General features: G+C 66.0%; 19 protein-coding genes. 14 read left to right on the forward strand and 5 right to left on the reverse strand.

Annotated elements, in window-relative coordinates; translation table 11 throughout:
* The first annotated feature begins 64 nt into the window (after window positions 1-64).
* Window positions 65-1,492, forward strand: a complete 1,428-nt coding sequence (locus tag VI480_RS09080) for an NAD-dependent succinate-semialdehyde dehydrogenase (RefSeq protein ID WP_323672510.1) — start codon at window positions 65-67, stop codon at window positions 1,490-1,492.
* A gap of 34 nt (window positions 1,493-1,526) precedes the next feature.
* On the opposite strand, the gene VI480_RS09085 is transcribed toward VI480_RS09080, so the two are convergent.
* Window positions 1,527-2,330: a class II aldolase/adducin family protein gene (locus tag VI480_RS09085; RefSeq protein WP_416246667.1), complete on the reverse strand. Its 804-nt coding sequence runs from the start codon at window positions 2,328-2,330 to the stop codon at window positions 1,527-1,529.
* A gap of 125 nt (window positions 2,331-2,455) precedes the next feature.
* Here VI480_RS09085 and VI480_RS09090 point away from each other — a divergent pair, with 125 nt between their 5' ends.
* The 6 genes from VI480_RS09090 to VI480_RS09115 all read left to right on the forward strand — a co-directional run bounded on the left by VI480_RS09090 (window position 2,456) and on the right by VI480_RS09115 (window position 10,332).
* Complete coding sequence (locus VI480_RS09090; protein WP_323672512.1) at window positions 2,456-4,699, forward strand: CoA transferase; 2,244 nt, start codon at window positions 2,456-2,458, stop codon at window positions 4,697-4,699.
* A gap of 50 nt (window positions 4,700-4,749) precedes the next feature.
* The gene (locus tag VI480_RS09095; RefSeq protein WP_323672513.1) at window positions 4,750-7,098 is read left to right on the forward strand and encodes a xanthine dehydrogenase family protein molybdopterin-binding subunit; all 2,349 of its coding nucleotides are present in this window, start codon (window positions 4,750-4,752) and stop codon (window positions 7,096-7,098) included.
* A gap of 43 nt (window positions 7,099-7,141) precedes the next feature.
* On the forward strand, window positions 7,142-8,437 hold the full coding sequence (locus tag VI480_RS09100; RefSeq protein ID WP_323672514.1) for an O-acetylhomoserine aminocarboxypropyltransferase: 1,296 nt from the start codon (window positions 7,142-7,144) through the stop codon (window positions 8,435-8,437).
* Window positions 8,438-8,441: 4 nt separating this feature from the next.
* A complete protein-coding gene (locus tag VI480_RS09105; RefSeq protein ID WP_323672515.1) occupies window positions 8,442-9,272 on the forward strand; it encodes an alpha/beta hydrolase in 831 nt (276 codons plus the stop codon).
* An 83-nt stretch (window positions 9,273-9,355) separates the two neighbouring features.
* On the forward strand, window positions 9,356-9,895 hold the full coding sequence (locus tag VI480_RS09110; protein WP_323672516.1) for an FAS1-like dehydratase domain-containing protein: 540 nt from the start codon (window positions 9,356-9,358) through the stop codon (window positions 9,893-9,895).
* Window positions 9,896-9,909: 14 nt separating this feature from the next.
* Entirely contained in the window at window positions 9,910-10,332 is a 423-nt protein-coding gene (locus tag VI480_RS09115; protein ID WP_323672517.1) for a MaoC/PaaZ C-terminal domain-containing protein, read from the forward strand.
* 32 nt (window positions 10,333-10,364) lie between these two features.
* Here the strand turns inward: VI480_RS09115 and VI480_RS09120 are convergent, their stop codons facing one another.
* Window positions 10,365-11,621: an acyl-CoA dehydrogenase family protein gene (locus VI480_RS09120; RefSeq protein ID WP_323672518.1), complete on the reverse strand. Its 1,257-nt coding sequence runs from the start codon at window positions 11,619-11,621 to the stop codon at window positions 10,365-10,367.
* A 145-nt stretch (window positions 11,622-11,766) separates the two neighbouring features.
* Here VI480_RS09120 and VI480_RS09125 point away from each other — a divergent pair, with 145 nt between their 5' ends.
* Window positions 11,767-12,315, forward strand: coding sequence for a DsbA family protein (locus VI480_RS09125; RefSeq protein WP_323672519.1), 549 nt, complete (start codon window positions 11,767-11,769; stop codon window positions 12,313-12,315).
* A gap of 48 nt (window positions 12,316-12,363) precedes the next feature.
* Here the strand turns inward: VI480_RS09125 and VI480_RS09130 are convergent, their stop codons facing one another.
* From VI480_RS09130 to VI480_RS09140, 3 genes are read right to left on the reverse strand one after another with little or no spacing between them, the layout of a single operon-like run.
* Entirely contained in the window at window positions 12,364-12,807 is a 444-nt protein-coding gene (locus VI480_RS09130) for a rhodanese-like domain-containing protein (protein WP_323672520.1), read from the reverse strand.
* A 16-nt stretch (window positions 12,808-12,823) separates the two neighbouring features.
* Window positions 12,824-13,234, reverse strand: a complete 411-nt coding sequence (locus VI480_RS09135) for a VOC family protein (protein ID WP_323672521.1) — start codon at window positions 13,232-13,234, stop codon at window positions 12,824-12,826.
* A gap of 55 nt (window positions 13,235-13,289) precedes the next feature.
* On the reverse strand, window positions 13,290-14,057 hold the full coding sequence (locus tag VI480_RS09140) for a DUF169 domain-containing protein (RefSeq protein WP_416246668.1): 768 nt from the start codon (window positions 14,055-14,057) through the stop codon (window positions 13,290-13,292).
* 197 nt (window positions 14,058-14,254) lie between these two features.
* Between VI480_RS09140 and VI480_RS09145 the strand changes: the two genes are divergently transcribed.
* From VI480_RS09145 to VI480_RS15655, 6 genes are all read left to right on the forward strand, one after another.
* Window positions 14,255-15,037: an enoyl-CoA hydratase/isomerase family protein gene (locus tag VI480_RS09145; protein ID WP_323672523.1), complete on the forward strand. Its 783-nt coding sequence runs from the start codon at window positions 14,255-14,257 to the stop codon at window positions 15,035-15,037.
* 87 nt (window positions 15,038-15,124) lie between these two features.
* A complete protein-coding gene (locus VI480_RS09150) occupies window positions 15,125-16,048 on the forward strand; it encodes a TIGR01777 family oxidoreductase (RefSeq protein ID WP_323672524.1) in 924 nt (307 codons plus the stop codon).
* 123 nt (window positions 16,049-16,171) lie between these two features.
* The gene (locus VI480_RS09155; protein ID WP_323672525.1) at window positions 16,172-18,463 is read left to right on the forward strand and encodes a penicillin acylase family protein; all 2,292 of its coding nucleotides are present in this window, start codon (window positions 16,172-16,174) and stop codon (window positions 18,461-18,463) included.
* Between the two features lie 48 nt (window positions 18,464-18,511).
* The gene (locus VI480_RS09160) at window positions 18,512-19,423 is read left to right on the forward strand and encodes an alpha/beta hydrolase (RefSeq protein WP_323672526.1); all 912 of its coding nucleotides are present in this window, start codon (window positions 18,512-18,514) and stop codon (window positions 19,421-19,423) included.
* Between the two features lie 142 nt (window positions 19,424-19,565).
* Entirely contained in the window at window positions 19,566-21,728 is a 2,163-nt protein-coding gene (locus tag VI480_RS09165; RefSeq protein WP_323672527.1) for a DEAD/DEAH box helicase, read from the forward strand.
* Between the two features lie 25 nt (window positions 21,729-21,753).
* Window positions 21,754-22,410, forward strand: a complete 657-nt coding sequence (locus VI480_RS15655) for a DUF2290 domain-containing protein (protein WP_416246669.1) — start codon at window positions 21,754-21,756, stop codon at window positions 22,408-22,410.
* Window positions 22,411-23,856: the final 1,446 nt, after the last annotated feature.

Below are 23,856 nucleotides of genomic sequence, written 5' to 3' on the forward strand. Positions count from 1 at the left end.
GTTGCAGCGTTGAGGCCCGGTTGCGATGGCGCGCAGCGAGCGGTTGATTTGCGATGCTGGCGCGATGCAAACGCAGATGCTCATTGGAGGACGCTGGCACGGCGCCGCAGGCGGCGAGCTGATCGACGTGCTCGATCCGGCGACCGGCGACGTTGCCGCCGGCGTCGCGGCGGGGACGCCAACCGATGCGGTCGCCGCGTGCGACGCGGCTGCCGCAGCGCAGCCCGGCTGGGCGGCCACGGCGCCTCGCGTCCGCTCGGAGATCTTGCGCGACGCCCACCGGATCCTGATCGAGCACACCGACGAGCTGGCCGACCTCATCACGCTGGAGAACGGCAAGCCCCGCGCCGACGCCATCGGCGAGGTGGCCTATGCCGCCGAGTTCTTCCGCTGGAACGCCGAAGAGGCGGTGCGCATCCACGGCTCGATCAGCGTCGCCCCCTCGGGCGCCAACCGCATCATCACCCGTCACCCTCCCGTCGGTGTCGTGGCGATGATCACACCGTGGAACTTCCCTGCCGCGATGATCACCCGCAAGCTCGCCCCGGCTCTCGCAGCGGGCAACGCGGTGGTCATCAAGCCGCCCCGGGAAGCGCCGCTCACCTCGCTGCGAGTAGCGGAGCTGCTGGGCGAGGCCGGTGTGCCGCCCGGCGTCGTCAATCTGGTGCCCACGGCCGACGCCGGGGCCTGGCTTGACGCCGTCGTCGACCACCGGGCAGTGCGCATGCTGTCGTTCACCGGCTCCACCGAAGTCGGCCGTGTCCTTCTGAAGCGCTGCGCCGACCGGGTGCTCAAGGTGGTGATGGAGCTGGGCGGCAACGCCCCATTCGTCGTGTTCGCCGACGCTGACCTGGAAGCAGCCACGGCTGGCGCCATGGTCGCCAAGATGCGCCACTCCGCCGAGACCTGCACCGCCGCCAACCGCTTCTTCGTCGAAGCGCCGGTTCACGACGAGTTCGTCGACCGACTGGCAACGGAAATGAGCGCCATGAAGGTCGGCAACGGCAGTGATCCCGATGTCACCTGCGGCCCGATGATCAACGCAGCCTCAGTGGAGAACATCGACCGCCTGGTCCGCTCAGCGGTCGACGGGGGAGCGACTGCGGTCACCGGCGGCGCTGCCATCGACGGTCCGGGTTTCTTCTACGAGCCGACCGTGCTCGGTGGCGTCGAGCACGGCGCGCCCATCACTCGTGAGGAAATCTTCGGCCCAGTGGCACCGATCTCCAGCTTCACCGATACCGACGCCATGATCGCAGCCGCCAACGACACCGAGATGGGCCTCATCGGCTACGTGTACACGCAGGACTTGGCGAAGGGTCTCGCGGTCAGCGAGCGCATCGAGGCCGGCATGATCGGCCTGAATCGCGGTGCCGTGTCGGACCCCGCGGCGCCCTTCGGCGGCATGAAGCAGTCGGGCCTGGGCCGCGAGGGCGCCAGCGAGGGCATCTACGAGTTCTGCGAGACGCAGTACATCGCCGCCGAGTGGTAGGCGGTGCACGCCCGCGCCGGGACGGCGCCGACGCTCAGTCGAGGAAGCTGGGATCTCGCTCGAGGACCTTGTCGTAGATCGGCTGGTAGCTGAACCAGCCGGCCAGTGGGCTGCCCGTCTGCGACGCCGTGAGCTTGGCCGATTCGTGGCGGATCGGGATCGGCGTGCCAGCCGCCTCAGCCAGCAGCTGGCTCTGGCAGGTGCGCTCCATGGTGATGAACCACCACGCAGCTTCGTCCACGGTCTGGCCGACGGTGAGCAGCCCGTGGTTCTGCAGGATCACCGCCTTGCAGCTGCCGAGCGCCTGGCCGATGCGCTTGCCTTCGGAGGTGTCGAGCACCACACCGGTGAAGTCGTCGAACAGGGCGTGGTCTTCGTAGAAGGCGCAGGCGTCCTGGGTGAGCGGGTCCAGCAGGCGTCCCAGGCTCGACCACGTCTTGCCATACAGCGAGTGGGTATGCGCCGCGGCGATCACGTCAGGCCGGGCCTTGTGCACTTCGCTGTGAATGGCGAAGGCCGCCTGGTTCAGCGGGTAGCGCCCTTCCACGATGTTGCCGTCGTGATCCACCAGCAGCAGGTCGGACACCTTGATCTGGCCGAAGCCCACGCCGAACGGGTTGACCCAGAAGTGGTCGGTCCATTCGGGGTCGCGTGCGGTGACGTGGCCGGCCACGCCCTCCTCGAAGCCGAACAGCGAGAACGCCCGGTACACCGAAGCGAGGCGCTCCTTGCGGTGCTGCCGCTCGGCTTCGATCGTGTCGAACGTCGGCGCCTGCGGGATCGGGATCTCGGTGAATGGGTCGGCGGTGGCATCGGTTGTGGTCGTCACGAGGGACATCGTACGACGCTCGGGCCGCGGTGACCGGGGAGCAGCCCTGGTCGTCGCTGCGCCCGCATCGGCTCCACTGCGCCCAGCGCGGTGCATCGGGCGGACTGCCGAGCCGTCCACCTACAGTCGCGCCGGTGAGCACATATGCAGTAGCCCGAGACGGCAACGCCCCGGGCCGCTGCCTCGACGGTGTGCGGGTCGTGGAGCTGACCACCGGCATCGCCGGGCCGTACGCCGCGCGCTTCCTCGCCGATCAGGGCGCCGATGTGGTCAAGGTGGAGCCGCCCGGCGGCGACCCGTACCGCGCCGATCCCGGCTTCCACGCGGTAAGCCGCAACAAGCGCTCCCTGGTGCCTGACGGCGTCGAATGGGAACGCGCGCTGCTGCCTGCTGATGTCGACGGGCCACCGGCGTCGCTGCCCGGCATCCTGCGGCCGACGGCGGCGTCGATGACAGCGCCGTTGCTGGGTGGCTTGCTTGCCGGCGCCGACGTCGTGTTCGTGCCCGACGCTCCGACTGCCGCGGCCGTGCGGCGACATGCTTCAAGCGCCGTGATCATCTCGTGCCCAACGTGGGGCAACCAGGGACCGTACGCGACCCGTGCCGGCACCCCGTCACAGGTAGCCGCCGTGACCGGCATCGGCTGGAACCAGATCAGTTACTCCGATGGCCCTGTCGAGTTGGTGGTGCCGCTGGCCTCCTATGGCGCCGGGATGCTCGGGGCGATGGCAGCCGCAGCGGGTCTGTACGCACGGCGAGCCCACGGGTCGGCACCGACCTACACCGTTTCGGAGGTGTCCGGCTCGGGCGCCATGCAGATCGGCGACTTCGAAGTGCCCGAGATGGCCGACCTCGACCGCGACGGCTCCTGCCCGCTCGGCTCGGCTGGTCGGCTTCCCGTGTACCGGCTGTTCCGGGCCGCCGACGACCGCTGGATGTTCGTGGCCTGCGGCACCTATCCCTTCTACGTGGCGATGCTGCGAGCCATCGGCCGCGAAGACCTGCTGGGCGACGAGCGGTTCCCGGACCCGCCGTGGGGCCTGCTCGATCTCGAGCCGCTGGCGGAGATCACGCCGATACTCGAAGACGCCTTCGCGGCCCGCCCGCTCGACGAATGGTTGGAGATCTTCGGCGCTCACGATGTGCCCTGCCAGCCGACCCAGACCCGCGACGAATTCATAAGCTCAGTGCTCGCGCGGGTCAACGGACTCGACACGACCGTTGAGCATCCTGAAGTCGGCTCGGTGCGCACGCCGCCCCAGCCGATGTGGATCGACGGCAGCGACGAGGTTGCGTTGCAGCCGGCACCGCGGCTAGGCGAGCACACCGCCGCAGTCGAAGCCGAGCTGGAAACAGGTGCATGGCCGGCCCAGCCAGAATCGGAGCCTTGGGTGCCGGGCACCGCACCGCTGCGGAGCGTCAAAGCGGTCGATCTCAGCTCCTTCATCGCGGGACCCGTCATCACCCGCCACTTGGCCATGCTCGGCGCCGAGGTCATCAAGATCGAACAGCCCGGCGGCGATCCATTCCGCGTGCTCGGCCCGTATTTCAACGGCTGGAACCAATCGAAGCGCTCGATCTGCCTCGACCTCAAAGACGCTGCCGATCACGTCGTCATGGCGCAGCTCGTGGCCGGCGCCGACGTCATCGTGGAGAACTTCCGCCCCGGCGTCGCGGCACGCCTAGGCGTCGCCGATGAGGATCTGCGGCGCATCCGCCCCGACGCGGTGCTGGTGAAGAGCCCCGGCTACGGACGTGATGACTCCATGGCTGAGGTGCCGGCGTTCGATCCTCTGCTGCAGGCTCTGGGCGGGATCATGGCGGCGCAAGGCGGCGACGAGGAGCCGGTGTTCCTCACGGTGCCGGTGCACGACGCCGCCACGCCGATGATCGCCGCGTTCGGCGTGCTCTGCTCCCTCTACCGGCGCTTGGCCGACGGCGAGGGCCGGACAGTACGAACGTCGCTCACCCAGACCGTCACTGCAGCACAGGCAGCCGAGTTCGTGCAGTACGAGGGGCGGCCGCCCGCCGAGAAGGGCGGCATGGACTACCGGGGCGCCGGGCCCGAGCGCACCTACCTCGAAGTTTTCGATGCCGACGGCCCCGAGTGGATCTGGCACCAGACGACGCCGGAAGGCACCAGCGACCTGCCGGCCGAGCGGCGCGGCTTCGTAGGCGCAGCGGTCGCACTCCAGAACAGCCACGTCGTGGAGCTGCCCGAGACCGAGTGGGGCCCGATGATCCAGCTCGGCTCACTCGTCGGAGGCATCGACGTGCCGATGCGCCGAGCTCCCTACCTGGACGAGCACCGAACAGAGATCACCGCCGAGCTCGCCACGCTTGGGAGCGCTGGCACGCAGCCTGCGGCGGCCGACTGAGGGTTCCGGCTCGGCTCGAAGAACGCAATCAGCGTCACTACGGTGAACCCATGGCGACGGCGCGACTTGCCTCCGAGGATCTGCCGATGCTGCGCGGCGAGGCGACGTTCACGGCCGATCTGCCGTTGCCCGACGGCTGCCTGCACGCCGCGTTTGTGCGCTCGACGGTGGCCCACGGCGACCTGCGCAACGTGGATCTGCGCGAAGCCGAGCAGGCGCCGGGCGTCGTTGCGGTCTTCGAAGCGGCGGGGCTGGGCTTGGAGCCGCTTGAGTACTACCGGGCCACCACGCTCGGCGGCCAGATGGCCCGGCCTTTGCTGGCCACCGAGCGCGTCCGGTTTGTCGGAGAGCCGATCGCTGTCGTGCTGGCGGACTCGCCCGTGCACGCCCTCGACGCCGCTGAGCTGGTTGCCGTCGAGATAGACGAGCTGCCGGCGGTCATCGACGCCGAGCAGGCCGCAGCCGGCGACGTGCTGCTGTTTCCCGATGCAGGAACCAACGTGGTGCGACCGCTGGATCCCCCCGACGGCGGCGGCTTCCTGTCACCGCCCACGGTGCTCGACGACGCTGCTGCGCCCCCAGCCGCACCCGGTGAGGATCCCTGCGCCGGCGCTCAGTGCGTGGTGGAGCTGGTCTGCGAGAACGACCGGATCACGTCGCTGCCGATCGAGCCGTGCGCCATCGTCGCAACTCCGTTCGAGCTGATCCGGGGCACGCCGCTGGCGCAGGGGGCGTCGCCCAACTGCGAGATCGACATCTGGAGCACCGGCCAAGGCGTGCACAGCGCGCCGTACTTGTACCGGCGCCTGCTGGGCATCCCGGTGACGGCAGTGCGAGTTCGCGAATCGCAGGTCGGCGGGGGGTTCGGCGGCCGCGGCGACCCCGTGCCGGAGTTCTTCGTGGCGGCACGAGCCGCTCAGCTGCTGGAACGCCCGGTGCGCTGGGTGCAGAGCCGCCAGGAGCAGTTCGTCTCGATGCCTTACGGGCGGGGCCAGCGGCACCGCATCCGGATGGGTTTCGACCCCGACGGCCGCATCGTCGGGATCGACGTGGTCATGTGGTGCGACGCCGGCGCGTACCCGCACATGGCACCGATGCTGACGGCGGCCAGTTACCGCCAGAGCACCGGCCTGTACCGGGTGCCGCGATTGCGCTATCGCATCGGCTCCGCGGTCACGAATGCCCCGCCGACCGGTGCCTACCGCGGCGCCGGCCAGCCCGAGGTGAACGCTGCGCTCGAGCGGGCCATCGACGCCGGTGCCCGCAAGCTGGGCCTCGACCCCGCCGATGTCCGCCGCCGGAACCTGCTGCGTGCCGACGAGCTGCCGTTCGACACGGGCACCGGCATCGTGCTCGACAGCGGCGACCCGCACCGTGCGCTCGACACAGCGCAAGAACTCATCGACGTCGAGCGCTGGCAGGCGATGGCAGCCGAACGCCGGGCCGCTAGCAGCCGCTCGGCACTGATCGGGATCGGCTACGGCTGCTACAGCCAGAGCGCAGGCAGCGGCGACGACCCCGACTACGCCTCGATGGAGCTGGGCGCGGACGGGAGCGTGCTGGTGACCTGCGGCAGCCACGGCCACGGCCAGGGGCATCACAGCCTGTGGGCCCAGATCACGAGCGCCCGGGTCGGGATCGCCCAAGGCGCCGTGCGGGTGAATGACGCCGACTCGGCGACATCGTCGTACGGCGGGGTGACCGGCGGTTCGCGCACCGCGTCGGTGCTGGGCAGCCAGATCGCCGAAGCCGCGACCGAATTGCGTGCGCGCATCTGCGAAGTGGCCGGAGAACTGCTCGAAGCCAGCCCCGACGACATCAGTCTCACCCCCGACGGCGCGCACGTTGCCGGCGTGCCATCCCGGCTGACCAGCTGGGCCGACATTGCTGCTGCGGCGCCGGAGGGAATCAGCGCAACCGTCACCGAGCGCAGCGCCGGCGTGACCCATCCCTACGGCACCCACGCCGCAGTCGTGGAGGTCGACGCCGAGACAGGCCGCGTCGAGCTGTTGGCGTTTGCTGCCGTGGACGACTGCGGGCGGATGCTGTCGGAGGCATCGGTCGAGGGTCAGCAGCACGGCGGCGCGGTCGCCGGCATCTCCCAGGCGCTGATGGAAGCGGGGCAGTGGGACGCCGACGGCACGCCCCGCACCACCACGCTCGTGGACTACCTGATCCCGGCCGCCGCCGATCTGCCGCCCATCGACACCGCCCGGCTCGGCACGCCGACCGAACGCAATGAGCTCGGCACCCGCGGCATCGGAGAGAACGGGGCCATCGCCGCCCCGCCCGCCGTTCAGAACGCCGTCATCGACGCCGTTGCCCACCTCGGCGTGACCCACATCGACATTCCCGTCACACCCCAGCGCGTCTGGGAAGCGATTCGAGCCGCTCAATAGCAAAGCAGTGCTTGAATGCAGGCAAGCGACCCCGGAGGCACCCATGGTCGAGCCGGATTTCCTGCACTTCGACACGCTGGCGCTGCACGCCGGCCAGCGGCCCGACCCGACCACCGGGGCGCGAGCCGTGCCGATCTACCAGACCACGTCGTTCAGCTTCACCGACACCGAGCAGGCGGCCAGCCTGTTCAACCTGGAGATTCCCGGCCACATCTACAGCCGCATCTCCAATCCCACGGTGGCCGTGCTCGAGGAGCGGATCGCCGCGCTTGAGGGCGGCGTCGGCGCGGTGTGCACTGCCAGCGGCATGGCGGCGTTCCACCTGGCGTGCGCCACCATCGCCTCAGCGGGCGATCACATCGTGGCCAGCCGCAACATCTATGGCGGCACTCACAACATCCTGAGCCTGACGCTGCCCCGCTTCGGCATCACCACGACGTTCGTGGATCCCCGCGATCTCGATGCGTGGCGCATGGCCATACAGCCCAACACCAAGGTGCTGTTCGCCGAGACGCTGGGCAATCCCAACATCGAGGTGCTCGACGTCCCGGCCGTGGCCGCAGTGGCGCACGAGGCCGAACTGCCGCTGATGCTCGACGCCACCTTCACCACGCCGCATCTGATGCGCCCCATCGAGCTGGGCGCTGACATCGTGATGCACAGCGCCACCAAGTTCCTCGGCGGGCATGGCGTGGCGATCGGCGGCGTCGTGGTGGACGGCGGCCGTTTCGACTGGGCCGCCTCGGGCAAGTTCCCGACGCTCAGCGAGCCGTATGCGGGCTACCACGGCATCGCCTTCACCGACGAGTACGGTCCCCAAGCGCTGTCGATGCGGGCCCGAGCGGAGGGTCTGCGCGACTTCGGCGCCGCCATGAGCCCGGCGGTGGCATTCCACCTGCTGCAGGGCGTTGAGACTCTCCCTCTGCGCATGGACCGCCATGTCGCCAATACCGAGGCGGTGATCGAGTTCCTCACCTCCCACGACGCCGTGAGCTGGGTGAGCCACCCGTCGGTGCCGTCGCACCCCGACCACGAGCTGGCCAAGCGGCTGCTGCCGCGGGGCGCCGGCGCAATCCTGAGCTTCGGCGTCGAAGGCGGCCGCGAGGCCGGACGGCGCTTCATCGAGGCGGTGCGGCTGGCCTCCCATCTCGCCAACGTGGGCGACGCCAAGACGCTGGTGATCCATCCCGCCAGCACCACCCACCAGCAGATGAGCGCTGAGGATCTGGTCGCTGCCGGCGTCGGCGAGGACCTGGTGCGGCTGTCGGTGGGCCTCGAGCACCCGGGCGACATCATCTCGGACCTGTCCCGCGCCCTGCGGGCATCGCAGAAGGGTTGAACCGATGACAGCTACCGAAGCCTTCTCGCTCGATGTCCGCGGTCAGGCCGTCGGTGTGGCCGCCGGGGGCGTGGTTCCCGACGCGGCGTCAGCAGCTGAAGCGCCAGTAGTACTCCTCGTGCATGGCGCAGGCATGAACCGGACGGTGTGGCAGCTGCAGACCCGCTGGTTGGCGCACCACGGCTACACGCCGCTCGCCATCGACCTGCCGGGTCACGGCAACAGCGACGGCGAGCCGCTGGGTTCGGTCGCCGAGATGGCTGCCTGGCTCACCGAGGCCATCGCGGCCGTGCGCGAGCAGCTTGGCTGCGACGAAGTCCGACTGGTGGGTCACTCGATGGGATCGCTGGTGTGCACCGAGGCGGCCGCGGCACATCCCGATGGCATCGCCCGGCTGGTTCTGCTGGGCACTGCCGCCGGCATGCCCGTCCATCCGGCGCTGCTGGGCGCAGCCGAGAACAACGAGCTGCTGGCACCAGAGCTCATGACGGCATGGGGACACGGCAACCGCGCTCACGTTGCTACCAACCCCACGCCGGGATTGTGGATGCTCGGCGGCAGCGTGGCCCTGCTGGAACGGGCCGATGACGGCGTGATCCACGCCGACCTGTCTGCCTGCGCCGCCTACGAGGCCGGCGACGTCGCTGCCCGGGTCCAGTGCCCGGTCACGGTCATCGTCGGCAGCGAGGACAAGATGACGCCGCCCCGAGCGGCCGGGGCGCTGATCGCCGATTTCGCGGACTGCGACGTCGTTCACCTTGCCGGAGCCGGTCACATGATGATGAACGAGGATCCGGCCGCCGTCCGCGGCGCATTGGCGAAGGCTCTGGCCTGAACGGTTCGGCTGCGCCGTGCGTGCGTGGCTGCCATCATGGTCCGGCGGCGATCTGACGCAACCTGCCGCAAAAGGAGCCGGACATGGCAGTCGAGCGATTTCCCGTGGAGGCCTCGCACATCCTGATGTTCGCGAGGTCCATCGGCGACACGAACCCGATCTACAGCGACCCCGAATACGCGGCTGGCACTGAGGTCGGCTCGATCATCGCGCCGCCGACCTTCGCCCAGTCGAGTGCGCAATTCGACCCCGACTACTTCCTGCGCCCCAAACCCGACAAGAAGTGGTTCGGCAGCGGCCGCACCGCCTCGGGCACCTTGGTGCGTGACTTGTCCGAAGCCGATGGCGACGACGTCAAAGACGAGCGTGAGGGCGACAAGCAGTCCGGTGCCGCGGCAGGAGGCCTGCACGCCGAGCAGCACTTCACCTATCACCGGCATCTGAAGCCCGGTGACGTGCTGCACACGGTCACCTACGACGGCGAGCGGTGGGAGAAGCAGTCCAAGCGGGCAGGCATTCTCAAGTTCTCCGAGGCCGTTACCGAGTACCGCGACGAGGACGACGAGCTGGTCATCACGGCCAAGGGCGTCGGCGTCGTCACCGAGAAGGTCATTGAGGACTAGGAAGGAAGACAGACATGGCACTCAGCGCATCGCAGCTCAACGTCGGCGACAGCTACTCCGAGCAGATCGTCGACGACCTCACCCGCACCCAGATCGTCCAGTACGCAGGAGCGTCTGGCGACTACAACCCCGTCCACACCGACGAGAAGTTCGTCACCGAGGTGGCCGGCTACCCGACGGTGTTCGCCCACGGGATGCTCACCATGGGCATGACCGGCCGCATGGTCACCAACTTCGTCGGCGACGGCCGCCTCACCTACTACGGCGTGCGGTTCACCAGCCAAGTGTGGCCAGGCGACACCCTCACCGCCAAGGCCGAGGTTGCCGACATCCGTGACGAGGACGGCCAGAGGGTGGTCGATCTCACCATCACCACCACCAACCAGGACGACCGGCCAGTTCTCACCGGCCAAGCCACCGCCCGTCTCGACGACTGACGGCGCTAGCCCTTCGCCCTTCCGGCGCTGTGTTAGCCCTTCGCCCTGCCGGCGAAGCCGAACAGCTTGCCGGCGACCTTGCGGATCTGGATCTCCTCTGAACCCTCGGTGATCCGGTACCGGCGGTGGTGCCGGTAGATGTGCTCGAACGGCATATGGCGCCCGTAGCCGTTGCCGCCGCAGCTCTGCATGGCCCGATCCGCCGCATCGCAGCAGAACCGGTTGCCGCGGTAGTTGCACATGGCCACCTTGTCGGTGATCTCCATGTGGTCGATGCCCTCGTCCATCTGCCAAGCGGTCTTCCAGATCAGTGCCCGGGTCATCTCGGCCTCGGTGTACAGCTCAGCCAGCGGGAACTGGATGGCCTGGTTCTGCGCCAGCGGCTTGCCGAACGTGGTGCGGTTCTTCACATAGTCGACGGCCACGTCGATGCAGTGCAGCCCGGCGCCCACCGATGACGCCGCTTGGCGGATCCGGTTCTCGTGCACGAACAGCTGCGCCGTCTGCAGGCCCCGGCCTTCGGCGCCCAGGATGTCGTCGTTGCTCACCCGCACATCGGTCAGCCGGACATGGGCGTGGTCGGTGGGCATGTTGAACGTCCACATGAATTTCTCGACCGCAAAGCCGGGTGTGTCCACCGGGACGATGAAGCAGGTGATGCCGTGCCCCTCGCCGGGGTTCCCCGAGGTGCGGGCGAAGATGTAGTCGTGGGTGGCGTGGTGCAGGCCGGTGTTCCAGTACTTCTCGCCGTTAATCACCCACTCGTCGCCGTCGCGCACGGCCGTGGTCTCCATCCAGGTGGCATCTGAGCCATGCAGCGGCTCGGTCAGGCCGAACCCGATGCGGGCCTGGCCTTCCAGCATCCTGGGGATCCAGTACTCCTGCTGGGCTTCTGAGCCGTAGCGCTCCATCATCAGCACGGTTGGGAAGTTGCCGATGATCGAATTCTCGTTCTGCAAGTCGTTGTGCAATCCCAAGCCGCGGCGAGCGAGATGCTCCCGGATGATGGCCATCCCGAGGTTGGTGCCGTCGCTGCCGCCGAAGCGCTTCGGCAGGTGCCAGCGCAGGAACCCCGCCTTGTCGGCCTCCTTGCGCATCCGCACCAGCAGCGCTTCCCACTCGGCGTTGGGCAAGCCCTCGCGTTCCCAGTCTGTGCGCGAGTCCTCTCGCCGGTGGTCGAAGAAGCGGATGTTGTCGTCTTCGTTCTCGATGGGCTTGATGACGTCGTCGATGAACGTGTCCAGGTCGTCGAGCAGCTGCGCGATGTCCGCGGGGATGGTGAAGTCCATGCGCGGCAACCTACCCGGCGGCCTGTGATCCCGCCGAGCCGCAGGAGCCGGTGTGCGAGGATGTGCCACGGAGGTCGAGGCGATGACGACTGCTGAGGCGATGTCGGTGCTGGTGTGGTCGGATTACCTGTGACCGTGGTGCCACTTGGCACGGGCCCGGGCGGTCCGTCTGGCTGAACGGCACAACCTCGACATCACCTGGCTGGCGTACGAGATCCATCCCGAAGTGCCGCTCGAGGGCGTCGATGTCCGCATGAGCTTCGAGCGGATCGCCACGATGGCCGAGGCCGAAGGCATCACGTTCGTGGTGCCCAAGCGCCTGCGAAACAGCGCCAAGGCACACCAGGCCGCGTTGGCCGTCGAGCATGCCGACCCCGACGCCGCCGAGCGCTATCACGACCGGCTCTATGCGGCCTATTGGGAAGATGAGCTCGATGTCGCCGATCCCGATGTGCTGGTCGAATTGGCGTCCGACGTGGCCATCGATCCCGCCGTGCTGCGCCGAGTGGTGGCCAACGACGAGTTGTTGCCGGCACTGCGCGCATCGATGACCCGAGCGAATGAGTGGGGGATCAGCGCCACACCGAGTTGGCTGTTCGACGGTCGGCTCGTGATACCGGGGGCGCAGGACGACGACTTCATGGCCGACGTCATCACGAGACTGCGCGAGCGGCCGGCACCAGCCACCGGCTGAGCGTCGCGCGGCGGCAGGCGTCGCTGCGCCAGTCGACAGCCCGTTCAGCTAGTCGGCAGGCCTGCCGCTCGCTTCGGGTGGCGGCACTACTGGCAAACCGGCCTCGATCCAGCCTTCGACTCCGCCGTCGAGATCGGTTGCCCGCCTGAAGCCCAATCGCTGCAGTTGAGCTGCGGCAAGGCTCGAGCTGTAGCCCTGGTTGCAGAGGATGACGAGGTGGTCGTCGAAATCTGCAGCGGTTCCCTCCGAAGCGCCCGAGTCCGGGTCGAGGCGCCACTCCAGCACCAACTGCCCGATGTGCTCGGAACCTTCGATGACGCCGGTCCTCTCCCGGTCATCTCGCGGCCGTATGTCGATGACCCGCAGCCGTCCGCCCTCGGCGCGACTCGCGGCCGCCATCAGATTGGCCAGCTCAGCAGGAGCGACTCGCTCCAGTCCCGAGCGTGCGTCGTCCAGGAGATGGTGGATCGTCGTGCGCCGTGGATCAGGCATAGCGGGCTTTCGATGATCAGCCGGGGTTGTCGATGAATTCAACCCAGTTGCCGTCGGGATCCTCGACCATGCCGACTACCACGCCAGGTCGGGCTTCCAGCCGTCGCCAGATGATGTTGGCCCCAGCATCCTCGCAGGCGGTCATGACCTCTTCGAAGTTGCCGACGTTGAACGTGAAGTAGCGCAGCCCGGTGGCGCCGGTGATGCCGCCTGTGGCCCCCGTCGGCACGTCGGCCACAGGCACCACGAGCTTGAGCAGACTCTTGTCTGCCCACAGCCGGTGCATCTGGGCGATGCCCACCTGCTCCATGTTGAGCGTCGCCTCGAACTCCAGTCCGAGCACGTCGCGGTAGAACGCGAGCATCTCGTCACCGTTGCTGGTGACGATGCCCAAGTCGAAGCCTTCCTTGGTCGGTTGCAGTGCCACGTTGTCCCCTGTCTGTGTTCGTTCTGCGCTTGATCAGGTTGGTCGGCCGGCGTGCTCAGTCGTAGCTGGCACCGAGGCCGGCGCGGGCGTCGGTCTGGATGCCGTACGGCGGGATCGGGTAGCGCAGACCGTTCCGCGCCAGCGCCTCCATGCCCTCCACAGCAACAACCAGGTCTTCGGGTGTGAGCGCGATCAGCAGCTCGTCTTCCATCACGCCGCCGTAGCGCCGCTCGGCGAAGCAGGGCAGCGACACGCTGGGCTCGCCGGTGCGCAGTGCCCGGCCCCACGAGTCAGCGCAGGCCGATTCGCCCACGCAGCCCCATTCCAGCTTCTTGTACTCGCGCCACTGCAGGCCGTTGATAAAGATGATCATCTGCGCCGGGGTGGCGTAGATCATGCAGACATCGGGCGGGTCAAGCCGCTTCGACGACAGCGGCGAGACCACCATCGCCTCATAGGTGCCGTAGGGCACGAAGTCCATGGCGTGCTGGTGCGCGGAGGCGTCTTCCAGGGTCTCGTACCAAACACCGGCCATGCGGTCGCCCGACAGCCACTTGTCGTCTTGGGGGTGCAGCCCGATCACGGCGCCGCACTGCGCGCCGACCAGGTCGTCCATGGTGATGCCGACGGTCCAGTTCAGCCGGCACGCCATCCCCACGATCTGATCGGTGGTGTGGATGGCGTTGGGGCGGCGCACGCGCGGCACTTCGTTCATCGCCTCGACCGTTTCGAAGAGTTTCATGCCGATCGGCGTCGTGCGGATGCGCAGCACGGCCTGCAGACGCGCCAGCAGCTCGTCCCAGTCGATGGACGCCGTGCGCACGTGCGCTGCGGTTTCGTTCGTTGCGTCGGCGGTGTCGGTCTGAGTCACGGCTGCCCCCTCGTGTGCACGGCGGCCGTGAAGTTCCCGGAGTTTCCGGCTGCCGTGTTCGAACGGTCACGCTAGTTCGGCGACCACTAGCGTGAGCCGCCGAGCGAGCAGAGACTGGGTCAGCAGACCGGGTGATCGGAGACGGGGCAATGGCAGACGGACTGAGGATCGAGCGGGACGGGCGCGTCGGGCTGGTGGTCATGGATCGCCCGCCGCACAACTTCCTGAGCTACCGCCAGGTGCACGACATTGCCGACGCCATGGTGGAGCTGGAAGAGGACATGAGCATCGGCTGTGCCGTGCTGGCGGCCGAGGGCCGCTCGTTCTGCGCCGGCGCCGACCTGGGCGGCGAGGGCGTCGGCGGCGGTGCCGAAGAGAAGGTCGGCGGCAGCGCCACGCTGCAGCTGTACCAAGGGTCGGGCCGGCTCTTCGACGTGACCCTGCCGATTGTCGGGGCCATTCACGGCCCCGCCATCGGCGGCGGCCTGGGCCTGGCGATGGTGCCCGACATCCGCATTACCTGCCCCGAAGCGCGGTTCTGCGCCAACTTCGCCTCGCTGGGCATTCACCAGGGCTTCGGCATGAGCGTGACCATGCCGCTGCTGCTGGGCCCCGAGCGCGCCGCGAAGGTGCTGCTGGGCGCCAAGCGCTACAAAGGCGACGAGGCGGTGGAGCTGGGATTGGCCGACGAGTGCGTGGCCGCCGATCAGGTGCGCGACCGCGCCATCGAAGTGGCGCGTGAGATCGCTGCCAACGCGCCGCTGGCGGTGCGGGCCATCAAGGCCACGCTGCGGCTCGGCCTCGGCGACAAGGTGCGCGAGGTCACCCAGCGCGAAGCCGCCGAGCAGCTCCGCCTGTCCGGCACCGAAGACGCCCGCGAAGGCATGAAGGCCGTCAGCGAACGCCGCCCCGGCAATTTCGTCGGTCGGTAGCCCGAGCATCAGGCCCGTCGGGCACTAGTCCGCGCGGCCGCGCTGCGCGTCCCTGCGGGGGCGGCCCGGCGCGACATGATGGACCTGATGTATCGCTTACGAGTCGCCATCACTGGCATTCGCGGGCTGATCGGCGGGGCGCTGGCCACGAGCTTGCGTGCCGATGGTCACGAGGTCGTCGGCATCTCCCGGCGGCCCGATCCGGTCGGTGCGCTAGCCGCAGATGAAGCAGCGGCCGAGCGAGCAGTCGCGTGGGACGTGGCCGCAGGGACGATTGACGCGTCCGCGCTGGAGGGGTCGGATGCCATCGTCCACCTGGCGGGCGAGAGCATCGGGGGGCGGTGGACGCCGGCGCGCAAGGCGGCGATCATGTCGAGCCGCGTCGATTCCACCCGCCTGCTTGCCGGGGTCATCCGTGAGCTCGACGCCAAGCCATCGGTGTTCGTCTGCGGCTCGGCCATCGGCTTCTACGGCAACCGGGGCGAAGAGGAGCTGACCGAGCGGTCGCTGCCGGGCGACGGCTTCCTGGCCGACGTGTGCATGCGCTGGGAGCGTGCAGCCGTGCCGATTCCCGACGCCGGCGTGCGGCTGGTGCGCATCCGCACCGGTCTCGTCGTGGGGCCCGGGGCCGAGGCCATTAAGCGGATGGCAAAGATCACGCGGCTTGGTGCCGGCGGTCCGCTGGGATCCGGCCGTCAATGGTGGAGCTGGATCAGCCTCGAAGACGAGGTGCGGGCCGTCCGTCACCTCATCGACAGTGACGCCAGTGGGGCGTTCAACCTGACGGCCCCCAATCCCGTCCGCCAGCGAGACTTCCAGCGTGCGCTGAGCGCGGCGCTAGGACGCCCGTCGTTCATGCCGGCACCCCGGTTCGCGATCCGAGCAGCACTCGGCGAGATGGGCCAAGCACTGCTGCTCGACTCGACACGGGTCATGCCCGACGCCCTGACCGACGACGGCTTCGAATTCAGCCACCCCGATCTCCCAGGCGCTCTCGCCGACGCGATCTGACACAGCGCTTCCGCGGTCGCCGGCCGTGAGCAGTACATCCGGCACGCGCATGCGCTCGCGCTGCAAGCGATCGATCGCGTGGGACTGGCCACGCGTGGCCTTCGGCCTTCTAGCGTGACCGGCATGGCACAGAGCGATGGTCCTGGCAGCGGCGCCGTTGGCGCTCTGGGCGTGACGGTCCGGCGTGACCGGTGGGGCATCGCCCATGCTGAGGCGCCGTCGGCCGAGGCTGCGTTCGAGGCGCAGGGCTGGGTGGCGGCCGACGATCGGATCTGGCAGATGGAGTGGGACCGGCGCCGGGCGCTGGGGCGCTGGGCTGAGGTGGTCGGGATGGCCGGTGCCCGGGAGGATGCCTTCTTCCGCCGGCTCGGCATGGCCACGATTGCCCAAGCCGACTACTGGGCGCTGGAGACGCGTGCCCAGGCGATGTGCGAGGCCTATGCGCGGGGCGTGAACCGATGGCTCGCTACACACGAGGACGCGCTCCCGGCTGAATTCGAGCATCACCCAGCCCCGCCGGAACCATGGGAACCGTGGCACTGCGTTGCGGTGTACAAGCTGCGCCACATCTTCATGGGAACCCTCACCCGCAAGCTGTGGCGGGGGCGGATCATGGCCCAAGCCGGCCCTGAAGCTGTGATGGCCACGGTCGGCGACATCGAGGCCGATGCGGCGATGGTGCCCGGAGACGGCCCGCGACCCGATTTGCTGGCTGATGCAGCGAGCGTGCTCGATGCGTGCGCAGCCGACATGGCGGCGCTGGCGGCCGCGATGGACTCCGACGGCGCCTCCAACTCGTGGACGCTCAGCGGTGAGCGCACCGCCAGCGGAAAGCCGCTGCTGGCTGGCGACCCACACCGCGGCATCGAGTTCCCGAACGTGTACCACCAGTGCCACCTCCGCTGCGACGAGTTCGATGCGATCGGGATGGGCTTCCCCGGCGTTCCGGGTTTCCCGCATTTCGGCCACAACGCCGAAGTGGCCTGGGGCATCACCCATGGCATGTGCGACGACACCGATGTGTTCGTCGAGCGCTTCGCAGCGGGCGCTGGCTCGTGGCGGCTGGCGGACGGCACGACCGTTGACTGGCGCCACGAGACGCTGGAGATCCGTGGCGAAGGCACCGTCGAGGTGCTCTGCGGTTCCACACCGCGGGGTCCGGTGGTGCTCGGCGACCCTGCCGACGGCGTCGCGCTCTCGATGCAGTGGACCGGCATGTTCGGCGCCGACACGACGCTGGACGCCCTCTGGCCGATGCTGGTCGCAGGCGCGACGGCCGAGCTGATCGAGGCAGTCCGGCGGTGGGTGCTGCCGGTCAACAACCTGCTGGCCGCCGACCGGGCAGGTTCGATCGCGTTCAAGATCCGTGGGCGCGTCATCGAGCGCTCTGCGGCCAGCCGCTGGACGCCGGTGCCCGGAACCGACGAATTCGCCTGGGATGGACTCGAGCCGGTGCCGTTCGAGGACCTTCCTGCATGGACCGATCCCGAGCGTGGCTTCCTGGTGACGGCCAACAACCGAACCGCCGACGGCGGCCCCTACATCTCGCTCGACTTCGCCGGCCCCAGCCGTCATGACCGCATCTGCGAGCTGCTGATGCCGATGACCAGCGCCACAGCGGCCGACATGAGTGCGGTGCACGGTGACGTCACTTCGCTGGTAGCCCCGAAGGTGCTCGGCTTGATCACGGAATACGCCGTGGAGTGCGGCCATGAGCTGTCCCATGGATTGCTGGACATGCTGGCCGCATGGGATCAGCGCACGACCGCCGATTCGGCTCCGGCAACCATCTACGCGGTCGTCAAGCGCCGGCTTATCGAGGCGATTGTCGAGCGGCTCGGCATCGCCGGCGCCGAGCTCGGCGCTGCCGGATGGCCCCCTGCCGCCGAGGCCAGCCGCATGGCGGCGGGTGCCGCCACGCGCATGCTCTGTGAGCGGAATCTCGACGTCGTGCCGGGGCTGGACAATCCCATCGGACGTCGGATGGCGATCAGCGCCTGCGTGGACGAGACCGCAGCCGAGCTGTCGCAGCGCCTCGGCGACGACCCCCGCGAATGGACGTGGGGACGGGTGCACCGCATGGGCTCGCCGCACCCGCTCGCCTCGGCACTCGCCGCGGCACGGGACTTGCACCCGCCGATCGACGGCTGCGCCGGCGACGGTGACACGGTCCGCCAGGGCGGCACCGCGCCAGAGACCGGCGAGCGAGCCATTCACGGCTCCGTCGCCCGGTACGCATTCGACCTCGGTGACTGGGACAGCTCCGGCTGGGTGGTTCCCCATGGCGTGTCGGGCGTACGCGGCAGCGGCCACGACCTCGACCAGCGGCAGGCCTGGCTGGCCTGCGAGCTGATCCCGATGGCCTACAGCTCGCAAGCTGTGGCCTCCGTCACTGCCCATGAGCACGAGATCTAGACCGGCACCGCATCTATACCGCTGCGCCGGCTCCATCGCCTGGTCAGCGTGAGCACAGACGCTGCGCCAGTCATCCGTCGGCACCGCCTGTCGTCAGAGGCTGAGGCCTACAAGGCGCGACGCAAGCCATCGGTGCCGATCACGATGCCCGATCTCTCCGACCACGCGGCGGTGGCGCGCTGGCGAGCCGAGACCAATGCACTCTGGGGCGAAGACGACGATCCGCATGTGCCGCACCGGCGGGAGGTGATCGGCGGCGTGGCATGCCTGGTTGCGGGTCCGCCGCCGGATGCAGGTGCACCGATGATGGTCTATGCACACGGCGGCGGCTACGTGCTGGGCAGCGCGGCGGTTGCAATCCCGATCACAGCGCGTCTCGCGGCCAGCGGTCTGCGTGTGATGTCGGTGGACTATCGCCAACCGCCGGAGCATCCGTTCCCGGCAGCCCTCGACGATGTCTTGGCCGTGTACCTCGCGCTCGCAGGCGACGACACCCCCGTGGCGCTCGCAGGCGACTCATCCGGGGGAGCGCTCGCGCTCGGCGCCGCTGTGACGGCCACCGCTCGAGGCTCTCAGCCAGCAGCGGTCGCGCTGTTCAGTCCGTTGCTCGACCACGCTGCGGTGCCCGGCAGTTCTCTCGTCGATGACGAGGGAAGCCGCCTCATCGACTGCTACGCCGCCGATGCCGACCCTGCTGACCCTCGCCTGTCTCCGCTGCGGGCCGATCTCAGCGGGTTGCCTGCGGTGCTCGTCCAAGCGGCCGCCGATGAGCCGCTCGCCTCTCAGGCGGTCGAGATGCAAGCTCGCGCCGCGGCCGTGGGCACCAGCGTCACGCTCCAATTGTGGGAGCACCTCTGGCACACCTGGCACTACCACGACCTGCCAGAGGCCGACCAAGCCCTCACCGAGGCTGCCACCTACCTGATGAGCGGGGCTCAGTCAGTGCCACATCGTGCGTAGCTGTCCAGTCGGATTCGCGTTCCGAGCGAAGGTGGAGAGCGTCCAGGCAAATTCAGAGTGAGTTCGGTCACAGTTCTGCAAGACTGTCGCCAGGTCCCCGGATCACTTCACCGGCGCTCGTGACAGCTAGGAGCACAGACGCGTGAACGCCAAGACGCTCGACATAATCCGCGGAACGAGCACGAAGCCCGTTGCATCAGAAGCGCTCATCGAGGCGCTGCATCGGGAACCGCGCGCTGGACAGCTCTTCGTCGGTTATCCGGTGATGGCCTCTACAGATGGTCCGATATTCATTGACGCGCTTCTTGTGTCTCCTTCCATGGGGTTGATCTGCTTCGACCTCATCGAGGGTGTCGATACAGGTGATCTTGAAAGGCGACAAGATGACGCATACAGTGCACTTACCGCTCGCCTCTTGCGCCATAGGGACTTGATAGCTGAACGAAAGCTGAGTATTCCAATCTCAACAGCTACCTTTGCACCGGCTGTAACAGAAGGGAAACTCGAGGGAGAGCATCCACTTCTCAATCGCTCGAATATCGACGAGTACTTGACGAAGTTGAAGTGGAAACGCGCAAACGAATCCGTTTACCGCCATGCGCTCTCGGCTCTACAAAACATTACAACTATTCGCCGGCCTGCAGGTGCAAGGCGCAACCCTACTGATGGACCTCGTGCGCAGCGACTTGAGGCGCTCGAGAATTCGATTGCAACTCTAGACCGTAGCCAAGGCACAGCAGTCATCGAGACGGTCGAAGGAGTTCAGCGAATTCGTGGCCTCGCCGGGTCTGGCAAGACTATTGTTCTTGCACTTAAGGCTGCATATCTCCACGCCCGAAACCCGGATTGGCGCATAGCTGTAACATTTCACACTCGTTCTCTGAAGGGCTTCTACACGCGGTTGATTCATAACTTCGTTCTTGAGCAGACAGGTGAAGAACCGGATTGGAGCCAGATCCGGGTTGTCAATTCGTGGGGTGCCCCAGGAAACACATCCCGTGATGGCATCTACTATGAATTCTGCCGCACAAATGGCCTTGACTACCTTGACTTTCAGAGTGCTAGGAATCGATTTGGATACGACAACGCGTTCGTGGGGGCGGTAACAGCTGCATTAGATGAAGTCGAGTTGTCAACTGAAACATATGATGTGATACTCGTAGATGAAGCGCAAGACCTGCCGCCCGAATTCTTGCGACTCTGCTATCAGTTCCTGAAGCCACCGAAACGACTCGTGTACGCCTATGACGAGCTCCAAAATCTAACCAATGAGGGTTTGCCAACTGCAGCGGACATCTTTGGCACTGATGATAACGGAAGAGTAAGAGTTAGCTTCGAGCAGGAGAGCGAAGAGTCGGCTAAACGCGACATCATTTTGGGTGTGTGCTATCGGAATCCGCGTCCCATTCTTGTGGCCGCACACGCGCTCGGATTCGGGATATATCGAGACCCACTCGATGAGGACACCGGGCTGGTGCAAATGTTTGATAGGTCGGAACTTTGGGCGGATGTCGGCTATGAGGCGGTGGGGGGAACCATTTCAGCGGGCGAACTAGTAAGGCTTGAACGGAATCCAACGACGAGCCCTCTGTTTCTCGAAAATCACTCCAAGTTGGACGACATGATTCGGTTTGAGCGTTTTGGTGACGAATCACGGCAGGCCATATGGGTCGCTGAGCAAATCAAGGTGAACTTAGTCGTTGATGGTCTGCGTCATGCTGACATCATGATCATCAACACTGATCCTATTACAGCAAGACGTCGACTAGGGCGCATTCGGGCGCGACTTCACGACCTTGGAATTCGAAGCCACATTGCAGGCGTCGATACCGATTCCGACGAATTTCGGCAAGAGGAATCTGTCACATGCACCGGAATCTATCGGGCAAAAGGTAACGAAGCTGCCATGGTGTATGTGGTCAATGCCGATCAGTCATACTATGCAACAGCAAATCTCGCACGAATGCGCAACCGTCTATTTACCGCGATCACACGTAGTACCGCGTGGCTAAGGGTATCGGGAGTTGGATCCGGCATGGAATCTTTGATGGAGGAATATACCCGCGTTTGCAACGAGGATTTCGCACTTGCGTTCGGGTATCCGACAAATGAACAGTTAGCGCAGCTAAAGGTAGTTCATCGCGACATGTCGCATGAGGAAGAGATAAGCCGAGATACAGGTCGCAAGGCGGTCGCCGATCTCATCAAGAACCTCGATGAGGGAATGTTGAGGCTCGAGGATATTTCAAGCCGACAGCGCCAACAGCTCTTGGATCTTCTCGACGAGGCGCGCCGCACCAACTAACGTGACAAGACTGTCTCGACGTGTGGTGGGCGAGATTAACCGCCTAGTAGCTTCCCTGATCAAGAGTGGTCTCGCCGATGATCAGAACAACGCGTACGAAAAACAACAGGGAAGTACAGATTGGTTGGTAAGCATATCTGGCATTAACTACCTAGGTTCGTCGTTAAAGGACGTGCCCTATGTGGAACTCTATGAATCTTTGCGTGAATCTCGCTCGTTCAACGTTCGGATGTTGGATGGTGCGCTAATACAACTAATATATGAGTTTCGAGATTCTGTACTGCTGCGGCATCGGTTGGCGTATTTTCCTTCGCCTGATCTCATGGAATTTCAAAATGACCCTGGCCTATATGAGCAGGAGCGGATCTACGCTGATGTAATTTCCAAATCGACCGTTACGGTGCCCTTACGCTTTGACTTCGACGCTCGACCAGGGGTCCCAGTAAGTGTGCTACATCCAGTTTCGCATCTAACATTGGGACAGTATGATGCTTGCAGGATACCTGTTAGTGCGGGCGTGTCACCGACGGGCTTCTTCTCGTTCTTGTTGCACAGTTTCTACTCAAAGGGAACTCTTGCTGCAGGACTCTCAATTCCGTCTATCACTAAATTGTTCCCGGCTACAATCTCGAGTGCTGAGCAGAAGCTAGTACACATAGGGGTGCCATGTCTGAAACGGTGAGACTGGTCTGGAGCGTTGTTGAAATAACTATCGGCGGCGCGCGATCTGGTCCGAAAAAACGACTCGACCGATAGCGAGCGAGACTGGGTTTCGGCCCCGCGAATACCGTATGCCACAATGGTTGTCGACGGCCCTGGTATGTGTGACACGTGATTTGTTGACTTCGTCCGTGATCTGACTTTAAGGACGGCTCTGATATCGGGAGGGCGTGTGCTGTTGGCTACGCGACAGTCAGGTAATGGGCGTTCCGGTAGGAATTCAAAGTCGGTTCGGTAAATCATCGTGACCTCGGCGCCGGCCCGCACAGATGTCTAACGTTAGGCACCACTACCGCAGACCAGTTGTGCTATCCGATGCGCTATCTCAAACTGACCTTGCACTTATACCCGTGACCCTGCGTTGCTTGGGCACCTGCTCTGACGATGTGCTTAGTTTGTACTACGTATGCTTGGAGTTCGCCAAGGTCCATGTTGCTAGAATCAGTGATATTGAGTTTCTTCTCGCTGGACCACTTATGGTTCTTCGATATCCAAGTGCTGATCCTGAATTTGCGGTCCTTGGTTTCGTCGCTCCGGGCCGTATAGTCAAACCTGACCTCTAGTACCAGATTAGTAGTCGATCGTGGATGCATGACTAATTCACATTCAGTGTTGTCAATGAGTCCCGCTACGGAGTTGGGCTTTATCTCGGTGTCTGCCCCGGCTGCAGCGCATCCAGCCAGGAACAGTAGCGGAAGGAGTTTCGCGATTGACTTCACGATTTTCTTTCGGGTTGGCTGTGTCGTATGAAGGAGCTGGAGGTGGCCTTGTGGCTTGCGCCGATGCACTTCTCTGCGATGCTGGCGTCTGCTGGGGTACCGCCGCTGACGTGAAGTCCGACGAGCCGTGCAGTGAGCCGACGGTTCGGCTGGACGATGCCCGTCATGGTGCGGCCTTGGCATCGGGCACGGCTGCGGTCACGCCCACGGTGTATGTGCTTGCCGCGGCCCAGAGCCGTTCACGCTGGTTTGCCGACTTACGCCAGGGTGAGGGCCGGCGCGATTCGGAGAGTTTGTGCCGGCCATGCCTGCGAGCGTGTTTGCGCTGTCGATGTCCGGCTGCGCAGTGGCATCGGAGCTGACTGCGATAGCCACACCCGCCCGGACAGTCAAACTCAGGCCACGGCCCCGCGCCGTCCCGGAACGCCCTCTTGGAATATGTCCAAGCCGCAGCGGGTAGAGCCATAGGAGCTGAGAGCTGGGCGGCAATCCATCGACGTCGTTCGATTCTCAACGGTGTGTCCCTCTCGAAAGTTGGCCAACAGTACGCGATGTCGTTCGCCGAAAGTGAGGAAATCGCTATAACAAGATCGAGCCTTCGCGTTTTTGTGGGATGGGGCTGCTGGGATCGGTGGCATCAGGTTAGGTGGCGAGGATGCCGCGGGCTTCGAAGTTGGCGTGGTTGGTGA

Source organism: Candidatus Poriferisodalis multihospitum (assembly GCF_028283155.1).
Lineage (GTDB): Bacteria > Actinomycetota > Acidimicrobiia > Acidimicrobiales > Poriferisodalaceae > Poriferisodalis > Poriferisodalis multihospitum.

Excerpts from the sequence above, each read along its gene's own strand:
- VI480_RS09130 (WP_323672520.1), bottom strand. The coding sequence starts at position 12,807 with ATGCCTGATCCACGGCGCACGACGATCCACCATCTCCTGGACGACGCA.
- VI480_RS09080 (WP_323672510.1), top strand. The coding sequence starts at position 65 with ATGCAAACGCAGATGCTCATTGGAGGACGCTGGCACGGCGCCGCAGGC.
- VI480_RS09095 (WP_323672513.1), top strand. The coding sequence starts at position 4,750 with ATGGCGACGGCGCGACTTGCCTCCGAGGATCTGCCGATGCTGCGCGGC.
- VI480_RS09110 (WP_323672516.1), top strand. The coding sequence starts at position 9,356 with ATGGCAGTCGAGCGATTTCCCGTGGAGGCCTCGCACATCCTGATGTTC.
- VI480_RS09150 (WP_323672524.1), top strand. The coding sequence starts at position 15,125 with ATGTATCGCTTACGAGTCGCCATCACTGGCATTCGCGGGCTGATCGGC.
- VI480_RS09105 (WP_323672515.1), top strand. The coding sequence starts at position 8,442 with ATGACAGCTACCGAAGCCTTCTCGCTCGATGTCCGCGGTCAGGCCGTC.
- VI480_RS09155 (WP_323672525.1), top strand. The coding sequence starts at position 16,172 with ATGGCACAGAGCGATGGTCCTGGCAGCGGCGCCGTTGGCGCTCTGGGC.
- VI480_RS09115 (WP_323672517.1), top strand. The coding sequence starts at position 9,910 with ATGGCACTCAGCGCATCGCAGCTCAACGTCGGCGACAGCTACTCCGAG.
- VI480_RS09145 (WP_323672523.1), top strand. The coding sequence starts at position 14,255 with ATGGCAGACGGACTGAGGATCGAGCGGGACGGGCGCGTCGGGCTGGTG.
- VI480_RS09100 (WP_323672514.1), top strand. The coding sequence starts at position 7,142 with ATGGTCGAGCCGGATTTCCTGCACTTCGACACGCTGGCGCTGCACGCC.
- VI480_RS09120 (WP_323672518.1), bottom strand. The coding sequence starts at position 11,621 with ATGGACTTCACCATCCCCGCGGACATCGCGCAGCTGCTCGACGACCTG.
- VI480_RS09085 (WP_416246667.1), bottom strand. The coding sequence starts at position 2,330 with ATGTCCCTCGTGACGACCACAACCGATGCCACCGCCGACCCATTCACC.